Genomic DNA, 10,820 nt, shown 5'->3' with positions numbered 1-10,820 from the left:
TCGAGGTTACACACCGGGTTGGGACGGTCGTGCCGTACCCGACGGCAGCGCGTCGAGCAGCGCCCGAGTGTAGTGGTGCCGGGGTTCGAGCAGGACCTGCTCCACTGGTCCGACCTCGACAAGCTCGCCCCGGTACATCACCGCGACCCGGTCGGCGATGTTCCAGGCCAATCCGAGGTCGTGCGTGATGACGAGCGCAGCCAGGCCGAGCTCCCGGCGCAGCCGCAGCAGCAGACCGAGGATCTCGCCGCGCACGGAGGCGTCCAGCGAGGCGACGGGCTCGTCGGCCACCAGCACGCTCGGCCGCAACGCCAGCGCGCCGGCGATCACCACCCGTTGCCGCTGCCCGCCGGAGAGCTCGTGTGGCAACCGGGCGAGGAACGTTTCGGCCGGCCGCAGTTCGGCGGCCTCGAGTGCGGCGACGACGATGTCCCGTTCGTCACCGTCGATGCCGTGGATACGCGGGCCTTCGGCGACGGCCTCGTAGACGGTGTGCCGCGGATTGAGGGCGCTGGTCGGGTCTTGGAGCACCAGCTGCGCCTGGCGCCGGTAGGCCCGCAGTCCCTCGGTCGTCGTCGGTACGGGCGAGCCGTCGTAGAGCACCGAGCCGGACGTGGGGCGCTGCAGGCCGAGCAGTGTCCGCGCGAGGGTGGTCTTGCCGGAGCCGGACTGGCCGACCAGCGCGACGATCTCGTCCCGATGCACGTCGAGGTCGACCCCGGCCACCGCGGGCACGGGTGCCCCTGCGCGGTCGCGGAAGGTCACGTGCAGGCCGCGCGCCGCCAGCAGCGGGGTGGGTTCGGCGTGGGCGTCGCGGGGGCGCTCGGGCGGCAGCGGCGTGGTGGTGGCCGGTGCGTACCGCGACACCGGGTCGCCGACGGTGGGGAACGCCGCCGCGAGCGCCCGGGTGTGCTCGTGGCGGGGCGCTGTCATGACCTCCTGGGCGGGACCGGTCTCGACGATCTCCCCGCCGTACATGACGGCGATCCGCGAGCACGTGGCCGCCAGCACGGACAGGTCGTGGGTGATGAAGACGAGCCCGATGCCGCGTTCGGTCACCAGCCTGCCGAGAAGCGCCAGCACCTGCGCCTGCACGATCACGTCGAGCGCGGTGGTCGGCTCGTCGGCGATGACGAGCCGCGGCTCACAGGCGAGCGCCATCGCGATCATCACGCGTTGTTTCTGTCCGCCGGAGAGTTCGTGCGGGTAGGCGCGCGCCCGCGACCGCGGCAGATCCACCTGGTCCAGCAGCTCGCCCACCCGCGCCGTGATCTCGGACTCGGACAGGTCGGTGTGCAGGCGCAGGGGCTCGGCGATCTGCTCGCCGACCCGGCGGACGGGGTTGAGCGCGTGCATCGCGCCCTGGAACACCACCGACGCCGACGACCAGCGCACCGCGCGCAGCCGCCCCCAGCGCATCGCGCCGACGTCCTCGCCGTCGAGCAGCACCTCGCCGGTGGTCCGGGCGGACTTCGGCAGCAGCCGCAGCACGCTCATCGCCACTGTGGACTTGCCGGAACCGGACTCCCCCGCGATGCCGAGGGTCTCGCCCGGTTCCAGGGTCAGGTCGACGCCGCGGACGGCCTCCACCTCGCCACCCGCGGTCCGATACGTGACGCCGAGGTTCCTGAGTTCGAGCAGCGGTGTCACCGGGCTCCCTTCAGGCGCGGGTTGAGCACGGTCTCCAGCGCCCGGCCGACCAGCGTGAACGCCAGCACGATGAGCACGATCGCCAGGCCGGGCGGCAGCAGGTACCACCACGCGCCCGCGGTGACGGCACCCGACGACATGGCCGTCTGCAGCATCGAGCCCCACGACACGGCCGACGGGTCACCGAGGCCGAGGAACGACAGCGTGGACTCGGCGATGATCGAGCTGCCGACGACGAGCGTGGTGTTGGCCAGCACGAGCGGCAGCACGGCGGGCAGCACGTGCTTGCCGATGATGTGGGCGTGCCCGCCACCGAGCGCCCGGGCGCGTTCGATGTAGGGCCTGCTCTCGATGGTCAGCGTCTGGGCCCGGACCAGCCGCGCGGTCGCGGGCCACGACGTGATGCCGACGGCGAGGATGATCGTCGCCACACCCTTGGGCAGCACGCTGGACAGCGCGATCGCCAGCACCAGCGACGGCAGCACGAGGAAGAAATCGGTGATCCGCAGCAGCACCGCCGAGACCCACCCGCCGAAATGCGCGGCGACGACCCCGACCAGCGTGCCGATGAACACCGACAGCACCGTCGCGGCGAAGCCGACGAGCAGCGAGACCCGCGCGCCCCAGAACGTCAGCAGGAGCACCGACCTGCCGTCGACGTCCGTGCCGAGCAGGTACTCCCCGCTGGGCGGCTGGAGCGGGGTGCCCGTGGCGGAGACGACGTCGAGCCCGCTCTCGTCGGTGATGAGCGGAGCCAGCAGGGCGAGCACCACGATCGCCGCCAGACCGACCAGGCCGGCGAGCCCGGCCTTGTTGCCGTGGAACTCCTGCCACACGCCGGCCGCGGCCGCGCGCCTGCGTTCCCACACCGGTGCGCTCATGACGCACGCACCCGGGGGTCGAGCACGCGGTAGAGCAGCTCGGCGAGCAGGTTCATCACGATCACCGACCCGGCCAGGATCACGAACACTCCTTGCAGCAGCGGCAGGTCCGGCCCCCGCAGCGCCTCGTAGGTGAGCAGCCCGAGCCCGGGCCAGGAGAACACGGCCTCGACCGTCACCGTGCCGGAGATGACCATCCCGAACTGCAGGAACACCAGCGTCACCGCGGGCAGCAGGGCGTTGGGCACGGCGTGCCTGCGGCGGACGAGGTCGTCGCGCAGGCCCTTCGCGCGCGCCGTGGTGAGGTAGTCGGCGCCCATCTCCTCCAGCAGGGACGAGCGCATCACGAGCATGTACTGCGCGTAGATCACCGCGAGGAGCGTCACGCACGGCAGCGTGAGGTGCCAGGCGATGTCGAGCAGTTGCGGCACGAACCCGTCCGGCAGGTCCGGCGAGCGCATGCCGCGGCTCGGGAACAGGCCCTGCGTGGCGATGAGCAGCAGGAGGCCCAGCCAGAACTGCGGCACCGACCACAGGGTGAGCGCGATACCGGTCTGGGTGCGGTCGAACAGGCTGTCGCGCCGCCACGCCGCGCGGACGCCGAGCCACATGCCGAGCGCCACCGCGAGCACCGTCGCCGTGCCGACCAGCAGCAGCGTCGGGCCGACCCGTTCGCCGATCATCTCGGCCACGGGCCGGTTGTACATGTACGAGGTGCCGAGGTCGCCGCGCAGCAGTCCGGTGACGTAGTCGAGGAACTGCTGCCACAGGGGCTTGTCGATGCCGAGGCGTTCCCGGAGGTCGGCCAGCTGCTGCGGGCTGGTCGGCCGGTCGCGGGTCATGGTCGCCACCGGGTCGCCGGGGATCATCCGGAACAGCAGGAAGCCCAGCACCACGACGAGGGCGAGGCTGGCCAGCGCGCCGCCGACCTTGCCTGCGGCGAACCGGGACGTCGAGGTCCCGGTCCGCCGCTCGTCCAGGTCGGTGACCGCGTGGCTGTCGGTCGTGCTTGCCGGCACCGCGCGCTACTCCCGGTCGTCCGCCGAGGACCGGCGCCGCGCGAGTGCGGTGCCGCCACCGGCGACCACGAGCAGCACCCCGGCTCCGATGGCCACCCACGCGCCGGCGGGCAGCCCGCCGCCGTCGTCGGCTCCGCCCGCGACGGGCCTGGCTCCGTAGAAGCCCCAGTAGCCGGTCTGCTCCATGATCTGGCCCTCGCCCTCGGGCTGGCGGACGAAGCCGGTGAACGCATCGGACCGGTAGGCCTCGAGCACGTTCTCGTAGGTGAGGACGTAGCTCGGCGCCTGGTCGTAGTAGCGGGCCTGGGCCTGCTTGACGTACTCGGCCCGTTTGGCCCGGTCCATCTCGGCGGCCTGCTTGGCGTAGAGGTCGTCGTAGGTGGCGTCGCAGAAGAACGCGTTGCTGCTGCTACTGCCGGAGCTGGCGGGCAGGCTCGCGCAGGTCTGCTTGGCGAGGATGTAGTCGGGGTCGGGGTTGGTGCCCCAGCCGGACAGCGCCAGGTCGTAGTGCCCGGAGGACGTGGTCTCGTCCACCTCGTTGTCGGAGACGAGGTTCTTGGTGACCTTGATGCCGATGTCGCCGAGCCAGCCGGCGATGTACTCGGAGGCGCGGAGGCCGAAGTCCTCACTGGACCGGGCGGTGAGCCGGAACTCGAGCGGCCTGCGGTCCGGGCTGACGCGGATGCCGTCGGGGCCCCTGCGGTAGCCGGCCGCGTCGAGCTCGCGGTTCGCGGCGGCCGGGTCGAAGGTGTACTTGGCGTCCTGCGGGGGCTGATAGTGGAAGTCGGCGTAGATCGGCGGGACGAGGCCTCCGGGCAGCTCTCCGTAGCCACCGAGCACCTTGTCCACGAGCACCCGCGGGTCGATCGCCTTGGCGACGGCCTTGCGCACGCGGACGTCACGCAGCGCCGGGTGGCCGTCGCCGATCGGCTGCCCGTCGATGTTCTTGGCGCCGGGGTTCATGAGCAGTTCGCGGTAGCGGCGGCCCGAGGCCTGGTTGGTCTCGATTCCCTCGACACCCTTCAGGCTGTCGAACTGGGCCTTGGTGAGCCGGTTGACGAAGTCGACCTCGCCGTTGCGCAGGGCGGCGACCGCGGCGTCGGCGTTCTCGAACTTGACGAACTGCAGCTCGTCGACCTCGGGCGCGCCGCGCCAGTAGTCGGGGTTGGCCGTGAGCCTGACGATCTCGTTCGGCCGGTACTCGCTGATGAGGAACGGTCCGCTGCCGACGCCGACCACGTCGACGCTGTCCGTCTTCGGGTCGGTCATGTCCGAGATGCCCGACCAGATGTGCTCCGGCACGATCGGGACGTCCAGGGCCGTCATGCTGGCCTGTGGCTGCTTGGTCTTGATGACGAGGGTGCGCTCGTCGGGTGCGGTGACCTTCTCGAAGTTCTCGACGTAGCTGCCGTTGGCCTCGGCGGCCTTCGGGTCGGTCAGGATCCGGTTGAACGTGAACGCGGCGTCCTTCGCGGTCACCGGCTTGCCGTCGGACCACGTCATGCCGTCGCGGATGGTGAAGGTCCAGGTGAGCTTGTCTGGTGAGGACTCCCACTTCTCGGCCACGCCGCCGGTGGGGGTGGCGTCCTCCGCGGAGGGCAGCGTGAGGAACTCCCACGCCATGCGGCCGACCATGGTGCTCGACGCGAAGCTCGCGGTGAACGGGTTGAGGTGGTCGATCTCCTGGACGAGCGCCACGCGCAGCACCGTGCCGGACTGCGCCTGCGCGGGCGGGGTGAACGGCCCGGCGAGCAGGAGCGGAACCGCGAGCGCGGCGAGCGCGGCTCTGGCCCGCCGGAGACGACTGAAACGCACTGTGCACACCTCGTTGCTGGCTGGTGGGACCCGAAGCCGAAAAGTAACCACTTCGCCGTTTCGGCTGTCAACGATTTCCCTAACGGATGCCAAGCCGTGACCAAGCGCAGTAGGTTGGGGCCGATGGAGATCATGATCTCGGCCGACATGGAGGGCGTCAGCGGTGTCACGTGGACCGACGACGTCGTCCCGGGAACGGAGCAGTGGCAACGTTTCCGGCGGTTCTTCACCGGTGACGTGAACGCCGCCGTGGCGGGACTGTGCGAGGGCGGCGCCGACCGGGTGCTCGTCAACGAGGCGCACCTGTCCCAGCGCAACCTGCTGCTGGAGGAGCTCGACCCGCGCGCCCGGATGCTGACCGGGCGGCACAAGCCACTGTCGATGATGGAGGGCGTCGACACCGGCGTGGCGGGCGCGGTGCTGCTGGGGTACCACGCCGCTTCCGGCTGCGAGGGCGTGCTCTCGCACACCTACCTGCCGAGCCACATCACGGGCGTGTGGCTCGACGAGGCACCGGCGAGCGAGGGCAGGCTGAACACGGTGCTCGCCGCCGAGTACGGCGTGCCGGTCCTGGTGGTCACCGGCGACGACAAGGCGTGCGAGGACGCCGCGGGCTACGCGCCGGAGGCCGAGCACGTGGTGGTCAAGGAGTGCGTCAGCCGGTACGCCGCCATCTGCGACCCGCCGTCGGCCACGGCCGCCCGGATCACCGAGGCGGCCCGCACGGCGATGAGCCGCGCGGGCCACCTCGACCCGGTGGTCACGGCGCACCGGATCGAGGTGGAGTTCGACGCGAGCCATCTGGCGCAGGCGGCGGCGGTCGTGCCGACGGTCGAGCAGACGGGGCTGCGCCGGGTCGCGTTCGACGCGCCCGACATGACCGAGGCGATGAAGGCCTTCAAGGTCGTCACCGCGATCGCGGACGGCGCGGTGCAGGGCAAGTATGGTTGACGGCGTCGCGACGCGAGCCGCCGAGCGAGGGAGCACAGCGTGGAAACCGACGTCGTCGACCTGTGTGCACGGCTGATCCGGTTCGACACGACCAACCACGGCGCGGGCGACTCCGAAGGGGAACGCGAGGCCGCCGAGTTCGTCGGCGAGGTCCTCGCCGACGCCGGTGTGGACGCCCGCGTCTACGAGGCCGCGCCGCGGAGGGCGAACGTGGTCGCCCGCGTACCCGGCGAGGATCCGAGCCTCGCTCCCCTGCTGGTGCAAGGTCACCTCGACGTCGTGCCCGCGGACGCGGCGGACTGGTCGGTCGGCCCGTTCTCGGCCGAGGTGCGCGACGGCTGCCTCTGGGGCCGCGGCGCGGTGGACATGAAGGACTTCTGCGCCATGGTGCTGTCGGTGGTGCATTCGCTGGCGCGAACGGGAAAGCGGCCGCGCCGGGACCTCGTCCTCGCGTTCGTCGCCGACGAGGAGGACCAGGGCGTCTACGGGGCGCACTGGCTGACCGGCAAGCACCGGGAGTTGTTCGACGGGTGCGCGGCCGCGATCAGCGAATCGGGCGGGTACACGTACCACGCCACGGGCGCCGACGGCAGGCCCGTGCGCCTCTACCCTGTCGGCACGGCGGAGCGCGGCACCGCGCACCTGCGGCTCACCGCGCGTGGCCGCGCCGGGCACGGTTCCCGCCGCAACGACGAGAACGCCGTCGTCCGCCTCGTCGCGGCCGTGCACGCGCTGTCCGCGCACCGGTGGCCGGTCGTGCTGACGCCGACGGTCCGGGCATTCCTCGAGCGCACCGGCAAGGCGCTCGGCGTGGAGGTCGATCTCGCCGACGTCGACGGCACCCTGAGCCGGTTCGGGCCGGTGGCGTCGCTGGCGGAGTCGACGGTGCGCAACAGCACCACCCCGACGATGCTCTCGGCCGGCTACAAGGTGAACGTCATCCCCGGCATCGCCCATGCGCTGGTGGACACCCGTGTGCTGCCCGGCACCGAGGACGCCATGCTGGCGCAGGTGGACGCGCTCCTCGGCCCCGGAGTGGAGCGGGAGTTCGTCGCGCACCAGCCGCCGGTGCAGGCCGAGGTCGACTCGCCGTGGTTCGACGCGATGGCGGACGCGCTGCGGGCGGAGGATCCTGAAGCCGTGGTGGTGCCGTACTGCCTGGGCGGGGGCACCGACGCGAAGGCGTTCGCCCCGCTCGGCATCGACTGTTACGGCTTCGCGCCGTTGTGGCTGCCGGAGGGTTTTCCCTACCGGGCCATGGCGCACGGGGTGGACGAGCGGGTGCCGATCGAGGGGCTGCGCTTCGGGGCCCGGGTGCTCGAGCGTCTCCTGTTGTCGGTGTAGCTGCGGTCGGGGAGTGAGCCGGTGGCCGGTGGGTTCTTCACCTCGTTCGAGGACGGCGATCCCCGGCCGGGCGGTGGTACGCGGCTGCACGTGCACGTCGGCACCGGGCCGCTGCGCCCGCTCGCGGCCACGCCGAAGGCGGGGTTCACGGGGCTGCGGGCACTGCACTACGCCACGACGGTCGCCGGCCCGGCGCGGGCGGGACTGTTCACGGTGGACGTTCCCGTCGGCGAGCACACCGAGCTGTCCTATGTGGTGTTTCCGCAGTCGGATGCGGGCCCGAGCTACCGCAGCACGTTCGTGGCGGTGGACGTCGAGTTCGACGACGGGAGCACGCTGAGCCACCGGCGGCAGGCCGCGTCGGCGCGGGCCCAGGGCGAGTCGAAGAACCTGTACCTCGACCAGTGGAACCTGGTCCGTCATCGCCTCGGCGAGGTGGCGGCGGGCAGGCGGGTGCGGGCGATCGTGCTCGTCACCGACGCGCCGGCGGGCGACGGTGAGCTGACCGGGTGGCTCGACGACGTCCGGATCGGTGAGCGGGTCCCGTCGGCGCGTGACCCGGTGGACTACGTCAGCACGACGCGGGGCACCCACTCCAGCCGGCGGTTCTCCCGCGGCAACTGCCTTCCGGCGACGGCGCTGCCGAACGGCTTCAACTTCTGGACCCCGGTGACGGACGCCCGCGCACTCGACTGGATCTACGAGTACCACCGCGGCAACGAGGCCACGAACCGTCCCGCGCTGCAGGCTCTGGCGCTGAGCCACCAGCCGAGCCCGTGGGTCGGCGACCGGCACACGTTCCAGATCATGCCCGGTGTGGGCCCGGTGGTGACGGCACCGCGGGCCCGTGCGCTGCCGTTCGACCACGCCGACGAGACCGCCCGCCCGCACCACTACGGCGTGCGCTTCGCGGGCGGCATCACCGCCGACATCGCACCCTCCGACCACGCCGCGATCCTGCGCTTCACGTTCCCCTCGGCCGACGGGTGGCTACTGTTCGACAACGTCCGCAACCGCGGCGGCCTGCGCATCGACCCGGTCGCCCGCACCGTCACCGGGCACACTTGGGTGCGCAGCAGGATGTCCGCGGGAGCGCGGCGGATGTTCGTGTACTCCACGCTCGACGAGCCGCTCACCACGGGCCGGCGACTGCGGACACCGCCCTGGCGCACCGTCACCGGGTACGTCCGGCCCGCCGGCAACGGCGCGACCCTGCGCATCGGCACCTCGCTGATCAGCCTCGCCCAGGCCCGGCGCAACCTCGACGTGGAGATCGGGGGCGCGTCGTTCGGCGAGGTCCGGCAGCGGGCGCGCGAGGCGTGGCAGGACGTGCTCGGGCGGGTGGAGGTCGAGGGCGCGAGCGAGGACGAGCTCACGACGCTGTACTCGAACCTGTACCGGCTGTTCCTGTACCCGAACATCGCCCACGAGGACACGCCGGACGGCCGCAGGTACGCCAGCCCGGTCGTGCGTGGGCGGCGGCCGAGCAGCCCGCGCACGACCGGCGCGCGCGTCCTGCCCGGGCCGATGTCGGTCAACCACGGGTTCTGGGACACCTACCGCACCTGCTGGCCTGCGTACGCGTTGCTGGCACCGGAGCGCTGTGGCGCGCTGATCGACGGGTTCGTGCAGCAGTACCGCGAGGGCGGCTGGATCGCGCGCTGGTCGGCGCCGGGGTACGCGAACTCCATGGTGGGAACCAGTTCGGATGTCGCGTTCGCCGACGCCTACCGCAAGGGCGTGCGCGGGTTCGACGTGCGGGCGGCGTACGAGGCGGCGCTGCGCAACGCCACCGTCACCCCGCCGGACCGTGCGGTCGGCAGGCAGGGCCTCGCCGAGTCGATCTTCCTGGGCTACACGCCGCTGTCCACACGGGAGGGACTGTCCTGGGCGCTGGAAGGCTGCGTGAACGATGCCGGCATCGCCGGGTTGGCGCGGGCACTGGGCGACGAGGACAACGCCGAGTACTTCGCCTCCCGTGCGCGGCGGTACGCCGACCATTTCGACCGGCGCATCGGCTTCTTCCAGGGCCGCACCCGGGACGGACGGTGGCGGCACGAGCCGGGCGCCTACGATCCCGCCGCCTGGGGTGGCGACTACACCGAGACCAACGGCTGGAACACCGCGTTCGCCGCTCCGCACGACGGCGACGGCCTGGCCGCCCTGCACGGCGGCCGTGCGGCGCTGCGTGCCCTGCTCGACAGGTTTTTCGCCACGCCGGAGACGGGCACCCGCACCGGCGCCTACGGCGGGGTGATCCACGAGATGACCGAGGCGCGCGATGTTCGGCTCGGGCAGTACGCGCACTCGAACCAGCCCTCGCACCACATCCCCTACCTGTACGCGCACGCGGGCGCGCCCGCCGAGACGCAGCGGATCGTCCGGGAGGTACTGCGGCGGTGCTATCTCGGCAGCGAGATCGGCCAGGGCTATCCCGGCGACGAGGACAACGGCGAGATGTCGGCGTGGTGGCTGTTCAGTGCGTTCGGGTTCTACCCGCTCGCGGTGGGCAGCCCGCGGTACACGATCGGGTCGCCGTTGTTCCGGCGGGCGGTGGTGCATCTGGAGAACGGCAACGACCTCGTCGTCAACGCACCCGCCAACAGTCCGGAGAACGTGTACGTGCAGGGCCTGCGGGTCAATGGTGTGCCGCACGAGCTGCCGTGGATCGACCACGACGTCCTGGCCGGCGGCGCGGTGCTCGACATCGACCTCGGCCCGGCGCCGTCCACGTGGGGCGTGGTGACGACGGAGCCCGAGCCGCCGCGGCCGCTGCGTGACGTGCCGGGCACGGTGCACTGTTCCGACGGCACCGATGCCACCGTGCTGCGGGACGACACCGCCCGCACGGAGGTGGTGTTCCGCTCGGCCCGTCCGGTGGTGAGCCACACGGCAGGCGAACCGGTGGCGGTGCGGCTGTACACGCTGACCTCGGCGGCGGAGCACGGCGACCCGGCGGGCTGGGTGTTCGAGGGCTCGGCCGACGGTGTCCGCTGGGTGGTGCTCGACGAACGTCGTGGGGAGACGTTCCGGTGGCGCAGGCAGACCCGCGCGTTCCGGGTCCGGTCACCGCAGCCGGTGCGGCACCACCGGCTGCGGATCACCGCTCACACCGGCAGGCGGCTGCGCCTCGCGCAGTGGGAGCTGCTCGCGGAGTGAG

6 protein-coding genes and 1 pseudogene are annotated in these 10,820 nt (G+C 72.0%); 3 read left to right on the top strand and 4 right to left on the bottom strand.

All coding sequences use genetic code 11. From position 1 onward, the window contains the following. Nucleotides 1-6: 6 nt before the first annotated feature. Genes ACFSZT_RS18810 through ACFSZT_RS18795 form a run of 4 tightly spaced genes read right to left on the bottom strand, consistent with a single transcriptional unit; the run spans nt 7 to nt 5,365 of the window. Nucleotides 7-1,650 (bottom strand): dipeptide ABC transporter ATP-binding protein, encoded by a 1,644-nt coding sequence (locus ACFSZT_RS18810; protein WP_377390828.1) that lies wholly within the window; start codon nt 1,648-1,650, stop codon nt 7-9. Next, on the bottom strand, nt 1,647-2,531 hold the full coding sequence (locus ACFSZT_RS18805; RefSeq protein WP_377390826.1) for an ABC transporter permease: 885 nt from the start codon (nt 2,529-2,531) through the stop codon (nt 1,647-1,649). The genes ACFSZT_RS18810 and ACFSZT_RS18805 overlap by 4 nt, the downstream gene beginning before the upstream one ends. Further along, nucleotides 2,528-3,511, bottom strand: a complete 984-nt coding sequence (locus tag ACFSZT_RS18800) for an ABC transporter permease (protein WP_377391563.1) — start codon at nt 3,509-3,511, stop codon at nt 2,528-2,530. The genes ACFSZT_RS18805 and ACFSZT_RS18800 overlap by 4 nt, the downstream gene beginning before the upstream one ends. A 45-nt stretch (nt 3,512-3,556) precedes the next feature. Next, a complete protein-coding gene (locus tag ACFSZT_RS18795) occupies nt 3,557-5,365 on the bottom strand; it encodes an ABC transporter substrate-binding protein (RefSeq protein ID WP_377390824.1) in 1,809 nt (602 codons plus the stop codon). 123 nt (nt 5,366-5,488) lie between these two features. Between ACFSZT_RS18795 and ACFSZT_RS18790 the strand changes: the two genes are divergently transcribed. From ACFSZT_RS18790 to ACFSZT_RS18780, 3 genes and pseudogenes are all read left to right on the top strand, one after another. Continuing rightward, complete coding sequence (locus ACFSZT_RS18790) at nt 5,489-6,316, top strand: M55 family metallopeptidase (protein ID WP_377390822.1); 828 nt, start codon at nt 5,489-5,491, stop codon at nt 6,314-6,316. A gap of 33 nt (nt 6,317-6,349) precedes the next feature. After that, nucleotides 6,350-7,660 (top strand): annotated as a pseudogene (locus tag ACFSZT_RS18785) (M20/M25/M40 family metallo-hydrolase); the annotation flags it as partial. 21 nt (nt 7,661-7,681) lie between these two features. After that, a complete protein-coding gene (locus ACFSZT_RS18780; protein ID WP_377390820.1) occupies nt 7,682-10,819 on the top strand; it encodes a GH92 family glycosyl hydrolase in 3,138 nt (1,045 codons plus the stop codon). The last annotated feature ends 1 nt before the right edge of the window (nt 10,820 follow it).

Source organism: Prauserella oleivorans, assembly GCF_042685745.1.
In the GTDB taxonomy this organism is placed as follows: domain Bacteria; phylum Actinomycetota; class Actinomycetes; order Mycobacteriales; family Pseudonocardiaceae; genus Prauserella_A; species Prauserella_A oleivorans.
Note: the sequence above shows the minus strand (reverse complement) of the source record. Positions and strands in the feature narration are given on the sequence as shown.